We start from the raw sequence: 21,046 nt of genomic DNA, 5'->3' as shown, positions 1-21,046 counted from the left end.
TTGCGTAAATATTAATGACCCTTAAAATTATTGCGTATCGTGACTTGCTATTGTTTGCAGGTTATGAGTAAATGCGTACAGCCTGTGTTACAGCGCTATTTATGTATGAGTGTAGAGTAAAGCAGTTCCTCCCAGACGTTATCTCTTTCCCGATGATTCCGCTTCCAAGACGAACCTTCTAAGTCCCTCCCATAAGTAATTGTCTGAACTATTGGCCAACATTGCCGAATGGCAGGATCTTATTGAGTAAAAGTTAAAGGGTTTTAAATATGTCTAAGAAAATGGGTCAGGTTAAGTGGTTCAATGAAAGCAAAGGTTTTGGTTTTATTGAGCAAGCTGATGGCGGTAAAGATGTCTTTGTACATTTCTCCGCAATCGCAACGGATGGTTTCAAAACTCTGGCTGAAGGCCAGCGTGTAGAATACACCATTCAGGACAGCCCGCGTGGTCCGGCTGCTGCTAACGTTATCGCTCTGTAATCAGAGAATAATGTGATGATATGAAACAACTCGAATTGTCTTTCATATCAGCAGAGTAAAACCCGCCCAACGGCGGGTTTTTAGTGCCCGAAAAGAAATGAGCTTTAAAGAAGTTCGCAGTAAAAATAATCGTTAAACAAATTCGCTCATTAGAGGTTTTTTATAAAAAAATAACTTAGATATGGGCAAACGCATCCGAACAATAATAAAAAAGTGTGTTCATGGATGCCCAAAGAAAGGATAGAAATTATGATGTTAAAAATGGGTTTAGTTAAATGGTACAACCAGGCTAAAGGCTACGGTTTTATTTGCCCTCTGGATGGTTCTTCTGAGATTTATGTTCAGCGTACCTCCATTGCCAATACCGGTAATAAATCACTGAGTGCCGGTCAGCGTGTAGAGTTCACCACTTACCGCAGCGTAGCACATGGCCCTTCAGCGGCTGATGTTATTGCGTTCTAAGTCTGGTTTTTGTAATGCGCCGTTGAGCTGAATTTTACGCTCCGGCAAAAATATGTTATCGGTATCCACAGTTTATCGCTGCCACGGATACCGATATGTCTCACCCGGTTATATCTCTCAGTTCGGCCCGCACCCTGCATTTATCTGCACAAAATCTTCTTAAACCTCTGACCCGAAAACCGTCTGCCGGTGATGTTGTCGATTCCATTCAGAATATGGGATTGCTGCAAATCGATACGATCAGCGTGGTTGCCAGAAGCCCTTACCTCGTATTGTTTAGCCGCCTCGGAAATTATTCCCCACAATGGCTGGAAGATGCGTTATCTGAGGGGAAAATTTTTGAATACTGGGCGCACGAAGCCTGTTTTATCCCTCGCGAGGATTACGGGTTATTGCGGCACAAGATGCTGAACCCGCAGGGCATGGGATGGAAATTTTCTCAAGACTGGTTTGATGAACATCAGGCTGATATTCAAGCTCTTCTGAGCCATATTGCAGAAAAAGGTCCGGTGCGTTCTGCGGATTTCAGTGCGGAGAAAAAATCAAACAGCGGCTGGTGGGACTGGAAACCGCATAAAAAACATCTGGAAACGCTGTTTACTTCCGGAAAGCTGATGGTGTCCGAGCGACGTAATTTTCACCGCGTGTACGATCTTGCAGAGCGCGTCATGCCCGGCTGGGATGATGCGGCGCAGGCACTTAGCCAGGAAGCGGCGGAATATCAAATGATGTGTCGTTCGGCGCAGTATCTGGGGATATTCAAAGCGGAATGGCTGGCAGATTATTATCGCCTTAAACGTGTTGATACCCGGAAAGTGATTGAAACACTCCTGGAAAATGGAGAAGTCACGCCTGTTGAAGTCAGCGGGCTGGAGGGAAAATATTATGTCCACCAGCAACAATTTCCTCTGTTGCAAAAAGCGCGTGAGTCACGAATCAGCTCAACGGTGACGACACTGCTTTCACCGTTCGATCCGGTTGTGTGGGATCGCAAGCGCGCCTCGACTCTTTTTAATTTTGATTACCGGATTGAATGCTATACGCCGGAGGCAAAGCGTCAGTACGGGTATTTCACGTTACCGATCCTTCAGCGCGGCGAGTTAGTCGGGCGCATAGATGCCAAAATGCACCGCAAGGAAAAGGTTCTGGAGGTGAAAAGTCTTCACCTCGAGCCTGAAGTCACGATGACATCCCGGCGTGCGCAGGACATTCACGGCGCGATTACGCGCTTTGCTGCATGGCAGGGAGCAGAAGACGTATTGTTTTCGAAAGGGCCGGAAGCGTTAACAGTGTTATGGAATACGGGTTGGCGGGTCTGATCCAGAAAGTAAAACGGCTGCATCAGGCAGCCGTTTATTCACGATGATTGCAGGTGTTACTCAGCATTAGTTGCTGAAGTTAGCGAACATTGCGATGATTTTGTTAATGGTTTTCATTTTGTGCTCATATCTGAAGTTTATAGTGTGATGTGCATCACAAAAAAATTGTACTCCCACGTAATCTGCAACGCAATCCTTCATGAGTGATATTTTTTAATCACATTAATTTAACTTTCTGGAGGCGTAACAGAAGGTGACGTGAGGATTAACGGAGAGGGGGCGTTATGCTATTCTCTGGAGCCGTTGTATTGTGTTTTCCAATGCATTTTTGCGTGACACCCTGCTGAAAAGCGGTGTATTCGCCTCCGGGAGGAATTAATGGACCATCGTTTACTTGAAATCGTTGCGTGCCCTGTGTGTAACGGGAAACTGTACTTCAATAAGGAAGCACAGGAATTAGTGTGTAAAGCCGACAGTCTGGCTTATCCGGTTCGGGACGGCATCCCAGTATTATTAGAAAACGAAGCCCGCCCGCTTTCTGTTGATGAGACACATCCATGAGTTTTATTGCAATTATCCCGGCCCGTTTTGGGTCCAGCCGCCTGCCCGGTAAGCCTTTGGCCGATATTAACGGTAAACCGATGGTTGTGCACGTCATGGAACGTGCGCTGGAATCCGGTGCGAAACGCGTGATTGTAGCGACCGACCATCCGGAAGTTGTGGCCGCAGTGAAAGCTGCAGGTGGTGAAGTCTGCCTGACCAGCCCTGATCATCAGTCTGGTACCGAACGTCTGGCAGAAGTTATCCAAATTTGTCAGTTTGCAGATGATGAAATCATCGTTAATGTGCAGGGTGATGAGCCGCTGATCCCGCCGGTGATTGTCCGTCAGGTCGCTGAAAATCTGGCTAACAGCGTTGCGGGTATGGCAACGCTGGCAGTACCGATTGAATCTGCCGAAGAAGCCTTCAACCCGAATGCAGTAAAAGTGGTTCGCGATGCTAACGGTTACGCCATGTATTTCTCCCGCGCGGCCATCCCGTGGGAACGTGAGCGTTTCGCTGTTTCTAAAGACACGATTGGCGACGTCTTCCTGCGCCATATCGGTATTTACGCCTATCGCGCCGGTTTTATCCGTCAGTACGTTCAGTGGGAACCGAGCAAACTGGAGCACATTGAGTTGCTCGAACAACTCCGGGTGCTGTGGTATGGTGAAAAAATCCACGTTGATGTCGCGAAAGCCATTCCTTCAGTAGGGGTTGATACTCCGGAAGATCTGGAACGCGTACGTAAGATCCTGGGCCACTCGCATTCCTGAGCCACGGTTAGCGGACGGAATGCGTCACATTCCGTCCATTTTTATCTGACGTTCCTTCCAGTTTCCGAGTTATCCTCTCTCTCCTGAAGCAATTATCCGGTTTTTGTTTGATCTGAAACGGGGTATTCATCTGTCGAAGCTTTCATCATAAACGTTAATCTTTTCGTCACTGCGAATACGTTATGGAACAGCTAAAAGCCGAGTTAAGTATTGTTTTGGGCGAGTGTTTATCCCGCCTTGAATGCGTCAGTGAACAACCTTATGCCCATCTTTTTTCTCTTTATGATGAGCAGGGCTATGCAATGCCGCTGATGGCGAAAAGTTTTGTCTGCGAAGGCATCGCGGGGCAGGAAGCCTACAAACTCTCGATGCTGGCCAGAGAAGGCGTAGTGCGCGTGCCGACGGTTTACGGCATGGTCACGACGCATCAAAAACCCTATCGGGAAATTTTGCTGATTGAACGTCTGCGCGGCGTCTCAGCAGAAGCACCCACCCGCACGCCGGAACGCTGGAAAATATTGCAGGAGCAAATCGTTGAGGCGATGCTGGCCTGGCACCGTATTGACAGCCACGGTTGCGTCGGTTCAGTCGACAGCACCCAGGAAAACCGCTGGGAAAACTGGTATCCGCAACGTGTTGAAGTGCTGTGGTCAACCTTATCAAATTTACAGGCGCCGGAACTCACGCCGGAAGATCGCACGGTGCTTTTCCGTTCCCGATCCAGCATTGCGACCTTGTTCAGGGAATTCGATGACACGCCGGTTCTGGTTCACGGCAATCTTTCCCTGCGCAGTATGCTGAAAGACCCGCGCAGCGATCAGCTTCTGGCGATGATTAATCCGGGTACCGTTTTATGGGCGCCGCGTGAATTTGATTTGTTCCGTCTTTGGGAAAAGGGCATGAGCGAGCAACTGCTGTTCAGCTATTTGCAAAAAGCGCCCGTCTCAGACACCTTCCTTGAGCGCCGTTGGTTCTATTTACTGTGGGAATCTGTCGCGCACCTTATCCATACCGGTAAGCTCGATCGCCGCCAGTTTGACTATGCGCGACAGCAACTGTTGCCGTGGCTTAACTGACGGGCTTCGTTTCGGATGACGGCAGCGTCATCCATTGCCAGATACTCCCCAGCGTTTCGTACCACGCCCGTTCACTGTGAGATAAGAAAAGTGCCTGCGGAAGGGCTCTTTCCCACGGGTTAAGCGGGGAATCAATTGCCAGCTGATTCGCCGGAGCCGGGATTGGGCTCAGTCCTGCCTGCCTGAAGAAAACCAGTGCGCGGGGCAGATGATTGGCGGAGGTTACCAGCACGAAAGGCTGATCACCGGCCAGAATTTTTACCTGCTGCGCTTCCTGATGCGTATCCCGTGGCTTATCGAGCAAAATGATATCACTCTCCGGCACACCTAAACTCTCCGCCACTTTCCCTGCAACGGCCGCACTGCTCACCGGATTTGTCATGGCCTGCGCGCCGGTAAACACGATTTTCGATCCCGGATTTGCACGATAAATTCGGATCCCCTCTGCGACGCGGGGCAGGCTGTTGCTGATCAGGTTGGAGCTGGGTGCCCAGTCCGGGTTATAGGTATAGCCGCCACCGAGAACGACAACGTATTTTACCGGCGGATGCGCCTGAGGCTGATACGTCGGATAGCCAGATTCCACCGGGCGAAGTAAATTGTCAGCCACTGGCTGGAGGCTCAGCAGGAGCAACAGCAGCCAACTCAGTGAAAAAAACACTTTTCCGGTTTTTTGCCAGCGGGTCATCCATAACAACACCAGCGCGATCGCCATCATCAGCAGGATAAAAGGCAGTGGCATTAACAGGCCGCCGACAGTTTTTTTTAGGATAAATAGCATCAGAAACCGGTCCTTTTGGGTGAAAAAACGACATCCGGGCGTGAATCAGCGTCAGGATGATTTATTCTATGCCAGCCTGTGCCAAAATAGCACCTCACGCGGCGATGCCGCACAGAGATAACCCGGCAAAACGTTTTCAGGAACAAGGTTCAATTCATGCAGGATCGTAATTTTGACGATATGGCCGAAAAGTTTTCGCGCAATATCTACGGCACAACGAAAGGACGTATCCGTCAGGCCGTGCTGGGTCAGGATCTGCAGGAGTTGATGAAGACTTTGCCGCAGCGGCCGTTGCGTATTCTTGATGCAGGCGGTGGCGAAGGGCAAATGGCCTGCGAACTGGCCGCTTTAGGACATCAGGTCTTGTTGTGCGATCTCTCCGGTGAGATGATCCGTCGCGCGCAGGCTGCGGCGATTGAAAAAGGTGTGAGCGACAACATGCAATTTGTACATTGTCCCGCTCAGCACATCGCAGAACATTTGGAAGCGCCGGTTGATCTGATATTGTTTCACGCGGTCATTGAATGGCTTGCGGAACCCCAACAGGCGCTGGCTGCACTGACCGATTGCCTGGTGCCGGGTGGCGCAATCTCGCTGATGTTTTACAATATCCACGGTCTGGTCATGCGGCACATGATCCTGGGAAATTTCGGTCATGTTGAAGCCGGCGTGCCAAAAATCAAAAAGAGCTCCCTGTTGCCCGATCATCCGCTGGAACCTGCGCAGGTCTATCAGTGGCTGGAAGAGCTTGGGATGCAGATAAGCGGCAAAACCGGTGTTAGAGTATTCCACGATTATTTGCGAAACAGACAACAACATAAGCAGGATTTTGACGAGCTTCTGGCGCTGGAACAGCGTTATTGCCGTCAGGAACCTTTTGTTAGTTTGGGACGTTACATCCATGTGATGGCGCATAAACCCATTCTGAAGGACGAATTATGAGTGAATTTTCCCAGACTGTACCCGAACTGGTCGCCTGGGCACGGAAAAATGATTTCTCAATTTCGCTGCCAACGGAGCGGCTGGCTTTTCTTCTGGCAATTGCCACGTTAAACAGCGAGCGCCTTGATGGGGAAATGAGTGAAGGTGAGCTGGTCGACGCGTTTCGCCACGTCAGTAAAGGTTTCGAGCAGACAAACGAAACGGTCACCGTTCGTGCCAATAACGCCATCAATGATATGGTGCGTCAGCGCCTGCTCAACCGGTTTGTCAGCGAACTGGCGGATGGCAATGCCATTTATCGCCTGACGCCGCTGGCAATCGGTATTTCAGATTATTATATCCGTCAGCGTGAATTTTCTACCCTGCGGTTGTCTATGCAATTGTCGATTGTTGCACAGGAACTTAAGCGTGCGGCCGATGCCGCCGAAGAGGGTGGCGATGATTTCCACTGGCACCGCAACGTTTATGCGCCGCTGAAATATTCCGTCGCTGAAATTTTTGACAGTATCGACATGACCCAGCGGATCATGGATGAGCAGCAACAGGGCGTGAAAGATGATATCGCCGGGCTGCTCAACAAAGACTGGCGTGCGGCCATTTCCAGCTGTGAAATCCTTTTGTCAGAAACCTCCGGCACGCTGCGTGAATTGCAGGATACGCTGGAAGCTGCGGGCGACCTGTTGCAGGCGCACCTGTTGCGTATTCAGGATGCCACGATGGTGGAAATGGACCTGAGCTTCGTCGACAAACTGGTTTTCGATTTACAGAATAAACTCGACCGCATCACCAGCTGGGGCCAGCAGGCGATTGACCTGTGGATTGGCTACGACCGCCACGTGCATAAATTTATCCGTACGGCTATCGACATGGATAAAAACCGCGTATTTGCGCAGCGTCTGCGACAGTCGGTTCAAAACTATTTTGACCAGCCCTGGACGCTGACATTCGCCAATGCGGATCGCTTGCTGGATATGCGTGATGAAGAACTGGCATTGCGCAGTGAGGAAGTCACCGGTGAGTTACCGCCGGATCTGGAATTTGAAGAATTTAACGAAATCCGCGAACAGCTTGCGGCATTGATTGAACAGGCATTACAGGTCTATCAACAACAGAAAACGCCGCTCAATCTGGGCATGGTAATGCGCGAATATCTCAAACAGTATCCGCGGGCCCGACACTTTGATGTCGCGCGAATTGTGGTCGACCAGGCAGTTCGCCTTGGTGTGGCTGAAGCAGATTTTTCAGGGTTGCATGCCGAATGGCAGGCAATCAATGATTACGGAGCCAAGGTGCAGGCCCATGTCATCGACAAATATTGAACACATAATGCCAGCTAAGCTGGCGCAGGCGCTGGCAAATTCAGTGTTTCCTGCTCTCGATAGCCAGCTCCGTTCTGGCCGCCATATTGGCATTGATGAACTCGATAACCACGCTTTCCTGATGGATTATCAGGAAGAAATGGAGTTGTTTTATAGCCGCTACAGCGTAGAGCTGATCCGGGCACCGGAAGGTTTCTTCTATTTGCGCCCGCGCTCGACGACGCTGATCCCCCGTTCGGTGCTTTCCGAGCTGGATATGATGGTGGGGAAAATTCTCTGCTATCTGTATCTCAGCCCGGAACGCCTTGCGCACGAAGGGATTTTTACCCAGCAGGAACTGTATGACGAGCTGCTAAGTCTGGCCGATGAAAACAAGCTGCTGAAATATGTCAATCAGCGCTCGACCGGTTCGGATTTAGATCGCCAGAAATTACAGGATAAAGTCCGTACGTCTTTGAACCGTCTGCGCCGTCTGGGCATGGTGTATTTCATGGGTGTCGACAGCAGCAAATTCCGTATCACCGAAGCGGTATTCCGTTTTGGTGCGGATGTTCGCAGCGGCGATGATGCCCGTGAAGCACAGTTACGGATGATCCGCGACGGCGAAGCGATGCCCGTCGACAGTGCGTTGTCACTGAACGATGAAAGTGAAGACGGCGAGTTGCAGGCAGGGCATCAGGGACCTGATAGTGCAGAGGATGAACAGGAATGATTGAACGCGGTAAATTTCGCTCACTGACGCTGGTTAACTGGAACGGGTTCTTTGCCCGGACTTTTGACCTCGATTCACTGGTCACCACACTTTCCGGCGGTAACGGTGCGGGTAAATCCACCACCATGGCTGCGTTTGTTACGGCGCTGATCCCTGACCTGACACTGCTGCACTTCCGTAATACCACCGAAGCTGGTGCAACCTCCGGTTCCCGCGATAAAGGCCTGCACGGTAAATTGCGTGCGGGCGTGTGTTACTCGGTGCTGGATGTGGTGAACTCACGCCACCAGCGCATTGTGGTTGGCGTACGTTTGCAACAGGTTGCAGGCCGTGACCGCAAAGTTGACATCAAACCGTTCACCATCCAGGGCTTGCCGGTTGCGGTTAATCCGACGGAAATGCTGACGGAAACGGTGGGTGAGCGTCAGGCTCGCGTGCTGTCTTTGCAGGAGCTGAAAGATCGCGTCGAAGCCATGGAAGGTGTCCAGTTTAAGCAGTTCAACTCGATCACTGATTACCATGCACTGATGTTCGATCTGGGGGTCATACCGCGTCGTTTACGTTCGGCGTCTGACCGCAGCAAGTTCTATCGTCTGATAGAAGCCTCGCTGTACGGCGGGATTTCCAGCGCCATCACACGTTCCCTGCGTGACTACCTGTTGCCGGAAAACAGCGGTGTGCGTAAGGCATTCCAGGATATGGAAGCCGCGCTGCGTGAAAACCGCATGACGCTGGAAGCTATTCGCGTAACGCAATCCGACCGTGACCTGTTCAAACATCTGATTTCTGAAGCGACATCTTACGTGGCGGCCGACTATATGCGCCACGCCAATGAACGTCGTATTCACCTCGATGGCGCGCTGGTATTGCGTAACGATTTGTTTACCAGCCGGAAACAGCTGTCCGGCGAGCAATACCGTCATGTCGAAATGGCGCGTGAACTGGCCGAGCAGAGCGGTTCACAAAGTGATCTGGAAACCGATTATCAGGCAGCCAGCGATCATCTCAGTCTGGTGCAGACTGCGATGCGTCAGCAGGAAAAAATCGAGCGTTATGAAGGTGATCTTGAAGAGCTGACGTATCGTCTGGAAGAACAGAATGAAGTCGTGGCGGAAGCCAGCGAACTGCATGCTGAACATGAAGCGCGAGCTGAGGCCGCCGAGCTTGAAGTCGATGAGCTGAAAAGCCAGCTTGCCGATTACCAGCAGGCGCTGGACGTTCAGCAAACCCGTGCGATTCAATACCAGCAAGCGTTGCAGGCCATTGAACGTGCGCGCGACCTGTGCCAGATCCCGGATCTGAGCACACAGAACAGCGAAGAATGGCTGGAAACATTCCAGAGCAAAGAACAGGAAGCCACAGAAATCCTGCTCCAGCTGGAACAAAAAATGAGCGTGGCATCAGCGGCGCACAATCAGTTTGAAACTGCGTATCAGCTTGTGGTGAAAATCGCCGGTGAAGTCAGCCGCAGTCAGGCCTGGCAAACCGCGCGTGAATTATTACGCGACTGGTCTTCTCAGCAGCATCAGGCAGAGCGCGTCGAACCGCTGCGCATGCGTTTGTCCGAGCTTGAAGGCCGTCTTCGTGAGCAGCAGGACGCTGAGCGTCAGTTGCAGGAATTCTGCAAACGCACCGGGCAGGATGTGCAGCCGGAAGATCTGGACGAAATGCAGCGCGAGCTGGAAGTCCAGATTGAAGAGTTGCAGGGCGTGGTTTCACAGGCCGGTGAACGCCGCATGGAAATGCGTCAGGAACTCGAACAGGTTCAGTCGCGCATCCGTGAACTGACTGCCCGTGCGCCGGTCTGGCTGGCCGCTCAGGAAGCACTGAGCCAGCTGAGTGAGCAAAGTAAGGAACCGCTGGAAAACAGCCAGCAGGTGACTGAATACATGCAGCAGTTGCTGGAAACCGAACGGGAAACGACGGTTGAACGCGATGAAGTCGCTGCACGTAAGCGCCGCATCGAAGGCCAGATTACCCGTCTGAGCCAGCCAAGCGGTGCGGAAGATTCCCGCATGATTGCGCTGGCCGAACGTTTCGGTGGCGTACTGCTCTCCGAGATTTATGACGACGTGACCATCGACGACGCCCCGTATTTCTCCGCGTTGTATGGCCCGTCACGTCACGCGATCGTCGTGCCTGATCTGTCGTTGATCCGCGATCAGCTCGACGGGCTGGATGATTGTCCGGAAGACCTCTATCTGATCGAAGGGGATCCGCAGTCATTTGACGATAACGTCTTTGAAGTGGAAGAAATGCAGGGTGCGGTGCTGGTCAAAACCGGCGACCGTCAGTGGCGTTATTCCCACTTCCCGCAGGTGCCGCTGTTTGGCCGTGCCGCGCGTGAAAATCGTCTGGAAACCCTGCATAAAGAACGCGAAAATTTATCCGAGCGTTACGCGACACTGTCGTTTGACGTTCAGAAAATCCAGCGCGCGCATCAGGCGTTCAGCCGCTTCATCGGCAGCCATTTGGCCGTTGCTTTTGATGCCGATCCTGAAGCAGAAATCCGCACGCTAAGCGGACGTCGTGGTGAGCTCGAGCGCGCTCTGAATGCGCACGAAAGCCAGAATCAGCAGCAACGTCAGCAATACGAACAGGCTAAAGAAGTTGTCGCGATGCTGAACAAATTGCAGCCGCGTGTTGGTTTATTATGCGACGAAACGCTGATCGACCGTGTGGAAGAAATCCGTGAAGAAATGGATGAAGCGCAGGACTCTGCCCGTTTCATCCAGCAGCATGGCATTTCTCTTGGCAAACTCGAACCGCTGGTCTCGGTGTTACAAAGTGACCCGGAACAGCACGAGCAGCTGAAAGAAGATTATGCGCAGGCTCAGCATTCACAGCGTCTGGCGAAACAGCAGGCGTTTGCCCTGACCGAAGTCGTTCAGCGTCGCGCTCACTTCGGCTATACCGATTCTGCCGGTATGCTCAATGAAAACAGTGACCTGAATGACAAACTGCGCCAACGCCTGGAGCATGCGGAAGCGGAACGTACCCGCGCTCGTGAGCAGATGCGTCAGCATCAGACCCAGCTGACGCAATACAGCCAGGTTCTGGCATCCCTGAAAAGTTCGTTTGATGCCAAACGCGACATGCTCAAAGAACTGAGCCAGGAATTGCAGGATATTGGCGTTCAGGCCGATCCGAACGCCGAAGCGCGCGCCAAAACGCGCCGCGATGAATTGCACTCCGCCCTCAGTACGAACCGTGCGCGCTGTAACCAGCTCGAAAAACAGATTACTTTCTGTGAAGCCGAGATGGACAATTTGCAGAAGAAATTGCGCAAGCTGGAGCGCGATTACCATCAGAGCCGTGAGCAGGTGGTGACGTCGAAAGCCGGCTGGTGCGCCGTGATGCGTCTGGTGAAAGATAATGGCGTTGAGCGCCGTCTTCACCGCCGCGAGCTGGCCTATATGGACGGCGACGAACTACGTTCTATGTCGGATAAATCCCTCGGGGCGCTGCGGCTGGCAGTGTCTGACAACGAACATCTGCGCGATGTGCTGCGTCTTTCCGAGGATCCAAAACGTCCGGAGCGCAAAATTCAGTTCTACATTGCGGTCTATCAGCATCTGCGCGAGCGTATCCGTCAGGATATTATCCGCACCGACGATCCGGTGGAAGCCATCGAACAGATGGAAATCGAGCTGGGACGCCTGACGGAAGAACTGACGGCGCGTGAACAACAGCTGGCCATCAGCTCGAAGAGTGTGGCGAATATTATTCGCAAAACGATTCAGCGTGAACAAAACCGTATCCGCCAGCTCAACCAGGGTCTGCAGGCCGTGGCCTTTGGTCAGGTCAAAAGTGTGCGTCTGAACGTCAATGTACGTGAAGCCCACGCCGGTTTGCTGGATGTGCTTTCTGAACAACAGGAACAGCATCAGGACTTGTTCAGCAGCAACCGTCTGACTTTCTCCGAAGCGCTGGCAAAACTGTATCAACGCCTGAATCCACAGATCGATATGGGGCAACGCATGCCGCAAACGATCGGTGAAGAACTGCTGGATTACCGTAACTACCTCGAAATGGAGGTGGAAGTTAACCGTGGTTCTGATGGCTGGCTGCGTGCAGAGAGTGGCGCGTTGTCTACCGGTGAAGCGATCGGTACGGGTATGTCGATTCTGGTGATGGTGGTTCAGAGCTGGGAAGATGAATCGAGCCGCATGCGTGGTAAAGATATTTCGCCTTGTCGCCTTCTGTTCCTCGACGAAGCGGCCCGTCTGGATGCCAAATCTATCGCGACTCTGTTTGAGCTTTGCGACAGGTTGGAAATGCAGCTTATTATCGCGGCACCGGAAAATATCAGCCCGGAAAAAGGTACGACTTACAAACTGGTGCGTAAAGTGTTCGGCAATAACGAACACGTGCATGTAGTTGGTTTACGTGGATTTGCTCCGGAGCTTCCTGCACTGGCAACGACAGAGGCCGACGTTTCCTGATCCGTTTCTGAAGTCCTGACGCCCTGGTATTTTACCGGGGCGTTTTTTATTGTTTGCGGCTCCTTATTTTCTTCATACTGTTTTCCTTAAATATTGATTTACCCTCAGAATATTACTTATTCATTTCTCTGATACTTTCTTAAGAATATGTCTTGTCCATAAATAACTATTAAGACATTTTCAAATACCTGGATGAATAGTGAGCTAATGCTTTGCCGCAGAATGGAAAGTGCACAATGAAGTCTTTATTTCGGCTGACGGCTGGCTTAGAGTCTTTACGTGAGATACGGACTCTATTGCATTGAGTTCCTACGCAAAAAAAGAATTCTCTTTATATACTTAATCTAAGAGCTGCTGGCTTAATTTTGGGGATCAAATTGGGCAATTTATCGGGAGGCAAGGGAAAATGTTAATGAATCAAAGGTCTCTCAGGTTTTTAGTCGCCAGCTGTCTGCTGGCAAGCGGTCTGTCGCCATGGTTTTCTACCTGGGCCGCAGTACCCACTATGCCGGTAGGAAAAACTACGCTATCCAGCGTTCAGAGCATGAGTCAGTTGCAGGCAGAACTGGCGCCGCGTGGCATTCGTCCGTTGTATTTATCGTCTTTGTCCTCACTTTACGCTGCCAATCATATGCAGCCGATGTGGAATGACAGAGGATCCATCCAGATTTTCCAGCAGCAATTAGCTGAGCTGGCGATTTCAGGCATTCAGCCGCAGTTTACCCAATGGGTTAAATGGCTGACGGATCCTGAGGTTAAGGGAATGGCACGCGATGTTGTGTTGTCCGATGCAATGCTGGGGTATTTGCAATTTACCAGCAGCGTCGAAGCCAATGGCGACAAATGGCTTTACAGCAACGTGCCATATAAAATGACTACGCCGCCGCTCACGGTGATTAACCAGTGGCAACTGGCTGTACGTCAAAGTGACACGGCGCGGTATCTGTCAACGCTGACGCCACAGCATCCTTATTACGCTAAAATGCACGATGCCCTGAAGCTGATGCTAACAGACAATCGTCCGTGGCCGGTGATGACTGGCGCTGCGAGTTTACGTCCCGACCAAATCAGCGATGACGTGCCTGCTCTGCGTGAAATACTGACCCGGACGGGGATGATGGTGGCGTTACCGGAAGAGGCTAAATCGCCGAAACCGACCGATGAAACTATTGCGCCTAATGTACCGGGAAGTGCGTCGAATGACGATTTGTCTGTCGATGAGACCGCCGATAAATCTCAGCCAGCGACACCGGCGGTCAGTCCTTCTGCGACTTCGGTTCAGGATGTATTGCCGACGGTTCAGGCCGGTGATACACCGGCTCCGGCCGCGCCGGTTGCTGTGTCGAATAATCAGTACACACCGGATCTGGTCGAAGCCGTTAAGCGCTTCCAGAAATGGCAGGGGTTAGAAGCTGACGGTATTATTGGCGGACGCACGCGCCAATGGCTGAATGCATCTCCGCAATTGCGCGCCACATTGCTGGCTCTAAACATTCAACGTTTACGTATTCTTCCGGGCAATGTGAATACGGGCATTATGGTGAATATTCCCAACTACCAGCTCACATATTATCTCAACGGCAGCGAAGTTTTATCCTCGCGGGTCATTGTCGGGCGTCCGAGCCGCAAAACGCCTTTAATGAGCAGCGCGCTGAATAATGTCGTGGTCAACCCGCCATGGAACGTGCCGACGACCTTAGTGCGTGAAGACATTGTGCCTAAGGCCATGAACAACCCATCGTACTTCCAGCAGCACGGTTATCAGGTGTTGTCCGGCTGGAGCAATGATGCGGAAGTGATTGATCCGTCGATGATTGACTGGGCGATGGTTTCGCCAAGTCATTTCCCGTATCGCATCCGTCAGGCACCAGGCGCGAGCAATTCCCTTGGCCGGTATAAATTCAATATGCCGAGTTCAGATGCTATTTATCTGCATGATACGCCTAACCACAACCTGTTCAGCAAAGACATTCGTGCGCTGAGTTCAGGGTGCGTGCGTGTAAACAAAGCGTCGGAACTGGCCAATATGTTGTTGCAAGATGCGGGCTGGAACGATACCCGAATTTCTTCAGCGCTTCAGGGCGGTAATACGACGTATGTAGCGATCCGTCATCACATACCGGTAAAACTGTTCTATCTGACGGCCTGGGTGGCTGACGACGGTAAGCCGCAATTCCGTACAGATATTTACAATTACGATGCGACTGTGAGATCAGGTGCACAAATTTTGCCTCAGGCGGAAATATTGCTCCAATAAATGCAGTAAAACTAATCTGATAAGGGTCTGAATACTTGGCCTGACAACGAGCGTGAGCCACTGGCGCGCTCGTTTTGCTTTGCAGGGTCCCTTGACTCGCAGAAATTTGGCGGTTAAGGTTCAAAACGGTTCCGAATGGGGCTTATTTTTGACTCTCTTACCGGATAGTAAACTGTTCATGAATGAAATCGACAAACATCGCCGTAAATGGCTGGCATTAGGCAGTGCCGCTATGGGGATTGCATTGCTTCCGGGTCGTGCATTCGCCACTCTTTCCACACCTCGTCCGCGTATTTTAGTGGTTAACAATCTGAATACCGGCGAAACCCTCAAAACTGAGTTTTTCGATGGAAAGCGTTATAACAAGGATGAGTTGGCCCGGTTGAATCATCTGTTCAGGGACTATCGTGCGGAAAAAATAAAAAGCATCGATCCCGCGCTTTTCGATCACCTCTATCGTTTGCAGGTTATGCTCGGCGGAACGAATAAACCGGTTCAGTTAATTTCCGGCTACCGTTCTCTGGCGACCAATAACAGTATGCGTGAACCGGGGAGCGGCGTAGCAAAACACAGTTACCACACGCTCGGGCAGGCCATGGATTTCCATATTCAGGGCATCGAACTGAGCAATATCCGCAAAGCAGCATTAAAAATGCGGATGGGTGGTGTAGGATATTATCCACGAAGTAACTTTGTGCACATTGATACCGGACCAGCACGAACCTGGTAGTGTGCGTAATTAATGGCCTGCCCAAACGGACAGGCCATTTTGTGGAGCCCTATGAAATTCCATCTTATTACTGTCACGGCGTTCAGCCAGAATTGCTCACTGATTTGGTGTACAAAAACGAATCAGGCCGCGCTTGTCGATCCGGGCGGAGAAGCAGCAAAAATTATCCGCGAAGTATCCGATAAAGGTGTGCTGGTTACGCAAATTTTGCTGACACACGGCCATCTTGACCACGTCGGTGCCGCAGCTGAACTGGCTGCCCATTATCAGGTGCCGATCATCGGGCCACAAAAGGAAGATCAGTTCCTGCTCGATGCGTTGCCAACGCAAAGCCAGATGTTCGGCCTTGATCATTGTGACCCGCTGACGCCAGATACCTGGCTGGAAGAAGGGGATACCGTGAGCGTGGGCGAGGAAATACTCTCTGTGCTCCATTGCCCGGGACATACGCCGGGACACATTGTTTTTATCAATGATAAAACGCGCCTGGCAGTTTCAGGTGATGTGATTTTTAAAGGCGGAGTAGGGCGCAGTGACTTCCCGCGTGGAGATCATCAGGCGCTGATTCACTCAATTAAAACAAAATTATTGCCGTTGGGTGATGATATTGTCTTTATTCCGGGTCATGGACCAATGTCCGATTTTGGCTATGAACGTAAAACCAACCCCTTCCTGCAGGATGAAATGCCGGTCTGGTAAACGTTTTTGGCCAACAGAATACCAATACAAAAGCCCGTCAGTTTCCAGACGGGCTTTTTAATGGAATTCAGAACGCCGAATCCTTACAGCACGGCGACAATGGCTTCACACAACGGTGCCATGTTTTCGAGCGTAATACCGGCTACGTTGATACGGCCAGAGTTCACTGCGTAAACGCCGAATTCATCACGCAGACGCAGCACCTGATCTTTGGTCAGGCCGCTGAATGAGAACATCCCGTTCTGATTGATAATGAAGCTGAAATCCTGCTGCGCGCCTTTTTCCTGTAACGTGCTGACAAACAGCTGACGCATGCGGTGAATACGCTGACGCATATCGCTCAGTTCCTGCTCCCACAGCGTGCGGAGTGCCTCGTTACCCAGAATAGTGGCAACAACGGCAGCGCCGTGAGCGGGTGGGTTAGAGTAGTTTGCACGGATCACGGATTTCACCTGGCTGAATGCGCGGTCTGCGGTTTCAGCATCAGCCGCCACCAGCGTACAGGCACCCACGCGCTCATTGTATAGCCCGAAGTTTTTCGAGTAAGAGCTCGCAACCAGCAATTCTTTATGATTAGCCACAAACAGGCGCAAGCCGGCAGCGTCTTCTTCCAGACCTTTGGCAAAGCCCTGATAAGCGAAATCAAACAGCGGCAACCAGCCATTGGCGACAGACAATTCTGCCAGTTGGGCCCACTGTTCAGCCGTCGGATCAATGCCTGTCGGGTTGTGGCAGCAACCATGGAATAACACCACGTCGCCAGCTTGTGCGTTGCTCAGGCTTTTCAGCATGCCGTCAAAATCGAGGCTGTGATTCGCGGCGTCGTAATAATTGTATTCTGCTACTTCCAGACCGGAAGCAGAGAAAACGCCTTTATGGTTTGGCCAGCTTGGATTGCTGACCCAAACGCGTCTTGCGCTGGTCTGGGTGGCGATAAAATCGGCTGCAATACGTAATGCGCCGGTTCCGCCCGGAGTTTGTGCGGTGCGGGCACGTTTGTCGGCAATCACAGCGTTGTTTTTGCCAAACAGCAATTCCTGCGTACAGCGTGCAAAATCAGGTAACCCGTCAATGCTCAGATAGGTTTTTGTCGTTTCATTTTCCAACAGGAATTGTTCAGCTTTCTTCACACTGGCCAGAACCGGTGTTTTACCGGTTTCATCTTTATAAACACCAATCCCCAGATTGATTTTATTTGAGCGGTCGTCCGCGCGGAAAAGATCGGAAAGACCCAGAATCGGGTCGGCAGGTGCTGCAGTGATTTTTTCAAACATGTTGGAAACTTCCATAGCCTGATATTGCGAAAGAGGGCATCAGGGTAACGCCGGAGACCTTATTTGCCAACCGTTTGCGGTAAAAAGAAAGCAGAGTTGTGAGAACACGTACGAGATTAAAATAATTTATGAGATAGGGTGGCAAAGCTCTTTTCAGGCAAATGCTAAAAAAGCAAAAGGCAGAGCCGAAGCCCTGCCTTGATATCCACTTTGATGCGCCCGAAAGCGCATCGTTAAGCGATATTAGAACTGGTATTGCAGACCAACACCAACGATGTCGTCTGTGCTGCGACCGGCTGCTTTGGTGTAGCTGTTGTCATCCAGCAGGTTGATTTTGTAGTCAACGTAGGTAGACATGTTTTTGTTGAAGTAGTAGTAAGTACCAACTTCTACGTATTTAACCAGGTCAGCATCGCCGCCAGCGTAGGTAGAACCGTTGTTGGTGAAACCATTCAGGTTCTTACCTTTAGACTGCAGGTATGCGATAGATGGGCGCAGACCGAAATCGAACTGGTATTGAGCTACAACTTCGAAGTTCTGAGTTTTGTTAGCAATCGCGTCTGGGTTACCGTAATCGGTGGTGTTGCGTGATTCACCGTAGAAGGTTGCCAGGTACAGGTTGTTAGCATCGTATTTAGCGCCGAATGCATATGCGTCAGCTTTGTCACCAGTACCATCTTCTTTCTGCAGAGTAGTACGGTTAGAAGAGAAGTAAGCACCAGTGATGCTAACACCAGAGTTGCCGATTGCGTAAGCTGCAGAAGTACCCCAGCCGTCGCCATTGGAATCAACTGCACCACGGCTGTCACGACCTTCGTCGTTTTTACCCTGGTACTGTACAGCGAAGCTCAGGCCATCAACCAGACCGAAGAAGTTGCTGTTACGGTAAGTAGCCAGACCATTTGCACGACCAACCATGAAGTTGTCGTTGTTCTGGTACATGGTGTCATCGCCATAGATTGGCAATTGGTCGGTGTAGGACATTACGTCGTAGATCACGCCGTAGTTACGACCGTAGTCGAATGAACCAGCATCACCGAATTTCAGACCTGCGAAGCCCAGACGAGTTTTGTTGCCTTCGTCGCCAGCGCTTTCTGCGTGGTTAGCCTGAACGTTGTATTCCCACTGGCCGTAACCGGTCAGTTGGTCAGTAATTTGAGTTTCGCCTTTAAAGCCGAAACGAACATAAGTCTGGTCGCCGTCATCGCCAGCGTTGTCAGAGAAGGTGTGACGTGCATCAACTTTACCGTACAGGTCCAGTTTGTTGCCGTCTTTGTTATAGATCTCTGCTGCATTAGCTGCACCAGCAACTAACAGAGCTGGGATTACCACTGCAAGAATGTTGCGCTTCATCATTATTATTACCCTCATTGGTTTTATTCGGACACCTGCCACTGCCGTGAATAATTCTTTACGGAACTATTCATGAAAGTTTGGTGTCTCCTGTGTCTGAACGCACTATTCCATCCGAGGTTCGCTTAATCCATAGCGAAAATGCTACTAAATTACTAAATATGTTTCAGTTAGAAAAAATGTATTTCAAAATGTGTATTTTACGGAACTTTGTGACAGGGATCTATCTTTAAAAATGACAAAGGCCAGCTAAGCTGACCTCTGAATTGTGGCAATTTTGTAAAATTAAAATACGTTACTTAATTAGAAGGTTGCATTACGTGGTGTGCGAGGGAACGGGATCACATCACGCACGTTTTGGACGCCGGTCACATAAGCAACTAAACGCTCAAAACCTAACCCGAAGCCAGAGTGTGGCACGGTGCCGTAACGACGAAGATCGCGATACCACCAATAATCTTCCTGTTTCAGACCCATCTCAGCCATACGGGCGTCCAGAACATCCAGACGTTCCTCACGCTGTGAACCCCCGATAATCTCACCAATGCCCGGTGCCAGAACATCCATCGCGGCAACTGTCTTGCCGTCGTCGTTCAGGCGCATATAGAAAGATTTGATATCTTTAGGATAATTTTTCACAACGACCGGCGCTTTAAAATGCTGCTCAGCAAGATAGCGTTCGTGTTCGGATGAAAGATCCACACCCCAGGAAACCGGGTTTTCGAATTTCTGACCGCAATTCATTAGGATTTCTACTGCATCGGTGTAATCCACCTGCGCGAAATCGGAGGTTACAAAACGCTCCAGGCGTGCAACAGCATCTTTGTCTACGCGTTCTGCGAAAAAGGCCATATCGTCTGAACGTTCGTTCAGAACGGCCTGGAAAACATACTTCAGCATGTTTTCAGCCAGTGACGCGATATCGTTCAGCGTTGCAAAAGCAATTTCAGGTTCCACCATCCAGAACTCAGCCAGGTGGCGGCTGGTGTTGGAGTTTTCTGCACGGAATGTCGGGCCGAAGGTGTAAACCTTGGACAGCGCGCAGGCATAGGCTTCACCGTTCAGCTGGCCGGACACGGTCAGGAAAGATTCTTTACCGAAGAAGTCTTCGCTGAAATCTATTTCGCCTTTGTCGGTACGCGGCAGGTTTTGCAGATCCAGCGTGGAAACGCGGAACATCTCGCCTGCGCCTTCAGTATCAGAAGCAGTGATCAGCGGGGTTGATACCCAGAAGTAGCCGTTTTCGTGATAGAAACGGTGAATCGCCTGAGACAGGGTGTTACGCACGCGTGCAACCGCACCAATCAGGTTTGTGCGCGGACGCAGATGAGCTACTTCGCGTAAATATTCGATGCTGTGGCGTTTTGCCGCCATCGGATAAGTATCAGGATCATCCACCCAACCCACGACCTTAACGGCAGTTGCCTGCAGCTCGAAACTCTGGCCTTCGCCAGGTGAAGCCACAACGGTACCCGTCACTTCTACTGAGCAACCGGTCGTCAGGCGCAGAACGTCTTCCTGATAATTGGGCAGAGAATTATTGACGACGGCCTGTAATGGATTAAAGCAGGAGCCGTCATAAACGGCGACGAATGAGATACCAGCTTTAGAATCTCTCCGGGTACGTACCCAACCGCGTACGGTGACTTCACTGTCAACCGCAGCACGGCCTTGCAGTACGTCGACTACAGGCACAACGCTCATAGATTTCTCTCTTTCTTTATATATGTTGACTAAGAAATATTGGACACCCTGTAAAAAGGGATTTTGCTATGTTACTTAGCCTTTCTCAGGACACAAGCAGAAATCGTCATCGTCAGCCAAGAATTCACAGGCAGAAGGATGGATTGGCTGAAATTATTAACCGAACGAATGAAAGCCG

17 protein-coding genes are annotated in these 21,046 nt (G+C 50.9%); 13 read left to right on the top strand and 4 right to left on the bottom strand.

The annotated features are described in order from the left end of the window. Positions 1-269: 269 nt before the first annotated feature. The 6 genes from cspE (at position 270) to GW579_RS06145 (ending at position 4,652) form a co-directional block, all read left to right on the top strand. Complete coding sequence (gene cspE / locus GW579_RS06170) at positions 270-479, top strand: transcription antiterminator/RNA stability regulator CspE (RefSeq protein ID WP_104921457.1); 210 nt, start codon at positions 270-272, stop codon at positions 477-479. Between the two features lie 249 nt (positions 480-728). After that, complete coding sequence (locus tag GW579_RS06165; protein WP_104921458.1) at positions 729-941, top strand: cold-shock protein; 213 nt, start codon at positions 729-731, stop codon at positions 939-941. A 95-nt stretch (positions 942-1,036) separates the two neighbouring features. Beyond that, complete coding sequence (locus tag GW579_RS06160; protein ID WP_165058092.1) at positions 1,037-2,260, top strand: winged helix-turn-helix domain-containing protein; 1,224 nt, start codon at positions 1,037-1,039, stop codon at positions 2,258-2,260. Positions 2,261-2,638: 378 nt separating this feature from the next. Continuing rightward, entirely contained in the window at positions 2,639-2,821 is a 183-nt protein-coding gene (locus GW579_RS06155; protein ID WP_104921460.1) for a Trm112 family protein, read from the top strand. Then, positions 2,818-3,576 carry a 3-deoxy-manno-octulosonate cytidylyltransferase gene (gene kdsB / locus GW579_RS06150; RefSeq protein WP_152324159.1) on the top strand — a complete coding sequence of 253 codons (759 nt, stop codon included), beginning with the start codon at positions 2,818-2,820 and terminating at the stop codon, positions 3,574-3,576. The genes GW579_RS06155 and kdsB overlap by 4 nt, the downstream gene beginning before the upstream one ends. Before the next feature lie 182 nt (positions 3,577-3,758). Further along, positions 3,759-4,652, top strand: coding sequence for a YcbJ family phosphotransferase (locus GW579_RS06145; protein WP_165058090.1), 894 nt, complete (start codon positions 3,759-3,761; stop codon positions 4,650-4,652). Here GW579_RS06145 and elyC read toward each other — a convergent pair. Beyond that, the gene (elyC, locus tag GW579_RS06140) at positions 4,645-5,433 is read right to left on the bottom strand and encodes an envelope biogenesis factor ElyC (protein ID WP_152324157.1); all 789 of its coding nucleotides are present in this window, start codon (positions 5,431-5,433) and stop codon (positions 4,645-4,647) included. The two genes, GW579_RS06145 and elyC, sit on opposite strands and share 8 nt — an antisense overlap. Before the next feature lie 156 nt (positions 5,434-5,589). Between elyC and cmoM the strand changes: the two genes are divergently transcribed. The 7 genes from cmoM to GW579_RS06105 all read left to right on the top strand — a co-directional run bounded on the left by cmoM (position 5,590) and on the right by GW579_RS06105 (position 16,537). Continuing rightward, positions 5,590-6,375: a tRNA uridine 5-oxyacetic acid(34) methyltransferase CmoM gene (gene cmoM / locus GW579_RS06135; protein ID WP_152324156.1), complete on the top strand. Its 786-nt coding sequence runs from the start codon at positions 5,590-5,592 to the stop codon at positions 6,373-6,375. Next, positions 6,372-7,694 carry a chromosome partition protein MukF gene (gene mukF, locus GW579_RS06130; RefSeq protein WP_152324155.1) on the top strand — a complete coding sequence of 441 codons (1,323 nt, stop codon included), beginning with the start codon at positions 6,372-6,374 and terminating at the stop codon, positions 7,692-7,694. Before cmoM ends, mukF begins: the two co-directional genes overlap by 4 nt. Then, positions 7,675-8,406: a chromosome partition protein MukE gene (mukE, locus tag GW579_RS06125; protein WP_152324154.1), complete on the top strand. Its 732-nt coding sequence runs from the start codon at positions 7,675-7,677 to the stop codon at positions 8,404-8,406. Before mukF ends, mukE begins: the two co-directional genes overlap by 20 nt. Further along, positions 8,403-12,851 carry a chromosome partition protein MukB gene (gene mukB, locus GW579_RS06120; RefSeq protein WP_165058088.1) on the top strand — a complete coding sequence of 1,483 codons (4,449 nt, stop codon included), beginning with the start codon at positions 8,403-8,405 and terminating at the stop codon, positions 12,849-12,851. The genes mukE and mukB overlap by 4 nt, the downstream gene beginning before the upstream one ends. Positions 12,852-13,257: 406 nt before the next feature. After that, positions 13,258-15,108 carry a L,D-transpeptidase gene (ldtD, locus tag GW579_RS06115; protein ID WP_165058086.1) on the top strand — a complete coding sequence of 617 codons (1,851 nt, stop codon included), beginning with the start codon at positions 13,258-13,260 and terminating at the stop codon, positions 15,106-15,108. A gap of 178 nt (positions 15,109-15,286) precedes the next feature. Next, positions 15,287-15,838 (top strand): peptidoglycan L,D-endopeptidase MepK, encoded by a 552-nt coding sequence (gene mepK, locus GW579_RS06110; RefSeq protein WP_152324151.1) that lies wholly within the window; start codon positions 15,287-15,289, stop codon positions 15,836-15,838. A gap of 51 nt (positions 15,839-15,889) precedes the next feature. Continuing rightward, complete coding sequence (locus GW579_RS06105; protein ID WP_165058084.1) at positions 15,890-16,537, top strand: MBL fold metallo-hydrolase; 648 nt, start codon at positions 15,890-15,892, stop codon at positions 16,535-16,537. An 83-nt stretch (positions 16,538-16,620) separates the two neighbouring features. Here GW579_RS06105 and GW579_RS06100 read toward each other — a convergent pair whose 3' ends face one another. From GW579_RS06100 to asnS, 3 genes are all read right to left on the bottom strand, one after another. Next, on the bottom strand, positions 16,621-17,811 hold the full coding sequence (locus GW579_RS06100) for an amino acid aminotransferase (protein WP_152324149.1): 1,191 nt from the start codon (positions 17,809-17,811) through the stop codon (positions 16,621-16,623). Between the two features lie 243 nt (positions 17,812-18,054). Continuing rightward, a complete protein-coding gene (gene ompC, locus GW579_RS06095) occupies positions 18,055-19,167 on the bottom strand; it encodes a porin OmpC (RefSeq protein WP_275858770.1) in 1,113 nt (370 codons plus the stop codon). Between the two features lie 300 nt (positions 19,168-19,467). Continuing rightward, positions 19,468-20,868, bottom strand: a complete 1,401-nt coding sequence (gene asnS, locus GW579_RS06090) for an asparagine--tRNA ligase (RefSeq protein ID WP_165058082.1) — start codon at positions 20,866-20,868, stop codon at positions 19,468-19,470. Positions 20,869-21,046: the final 178 nt, after the last annotated feature.

Source organism: Rahnella contaminans, from assembly GCF_011065485.1.
In the GTDB taxonomy this organism is placed as follows: domain Bacteria; phylum Pseudomonadota; class Gammaproteobacteria; order Enterobacterales; family Enterobacteriaceae; genus Rahnella; species Rahnella contaminans.
The sequence above is the reverse complement of the archived record's forward strand: the minus strand, read 5'-3'. Positions and strand labels throughout refer to the sequence as shown.

Bases quoted from the DNA above. Each gene is read 5' to 3' on its own strand.
- cspE (WP_104921457.1), top strand. From the start codon at position 270: ATGTCTAAGAAAATGGGTCAGGTTAAGTGGTTCAATGAAAGCAAAGGT.
- GW579_RS06165 (WP_104921458.1), top strand. From the start codon at position 729: ATGATGTTAAAAATGGGTTTAGTTAAATGGTACAACCAGGCTAAAGGC.
- GW579_RS06160 (WP_165058092.1), top strand. From the start codon at position 1,037: ATGTCTCACCCGGTTATATCTCTCAGTTCGGCCCGCACCCTGCATTTA.
- GW579_RS06155 (WP_104921460.1), top strand. From the start codon at position 2,639: ATGGACCATCGTTTACTTGAAATCGTTGCGTGCCCTGTGTGTAACGGG.
- kdsB (WP_152324159.1), top strand. From the start codon at position 2,818: ATGAGTTTTATTGCAATTATCCCGGCCCGTTTTGGGTCCAGCCGCCTG.
- GW579_RS06145 (WP_165058090.1), top strand. From the start codon at position 3,759: ATGGAACAGCTAAAAGCCGAGTTAAGTATTGTTTTGGGCGAGTGTTTA.
- elyC (WP_152324157.1), bottom strand. From the start codon at position 5,433: ATGCTATTTATCCTAAAAAAAACTGTCGGCGGCCTGTTAATGCCACTG.
- cmoM (WP_152324156.1), top strand. From the start codon at position 5,590: ATGCAGGATCGTAATTTTGACGATATGGCCGAAAAGTTTTCGCGCAAT.
- mukF (WP_152324155.1), top strand. From the start codon at position 6,372: ATGAGTGAATTTTCCCAGACTGTACCCGAACTGGTCGCCTGGGCACGG.
- mukE (WP_152324154.1), top strand. From the start codon at position 7,675: ATGTCATCGACAAATATTGAACACATAATGCCAGCTAAGCTGGCGCAG.
- mukB (WP_165058088.1), top strand. From the start codon at position 8,403: ATGATTGAACGCGGTAAATTTCGCTCACTGACGCTGGTTAACTGGAAC.
- ldtD (WP_165058086.1), top strand. From the start codon at position 13,258: ATGTTAATGAATCAAAGGTCTCTCAGGTTTTTAGTCGCCAGCTGTCTG.
- mepK (WP_152324151.1), top strand. From the start codon at position 15,287: ATGAATGAAATCGACAAACATCGCCGTAAATGGCTGGCATTAGGCAGT.
- GW579_RS06105 (WP_165058084.1), top strand. From the start codon at position 15,890: ATGAAATTCCATCTTATTACTGTCACGGCGTTCAGCCAGAATTGCTCA.
- GW579_RS06100 (WP_152324149.1), bottom strand. From the start codon at position 17,811: ATGTTTGAAAAAATCACTGCAGCACCTGCCGACCCGATTCTGGGTCTT.
- ompC (WP_275858770.1), bottom strand. From the start codon at position 19,167: ATGATGAAGCGCAACATTCTTGCAGTGGTAATCCCAGCTCTGTTAGTT.
- asnS (WP_165058082.1), bottom strand. From the start codon at position 20,868: ATGAGCGTTGTGCCTGTAGTCGACGTACTGCAAGGCCGTGCTGCGGTT.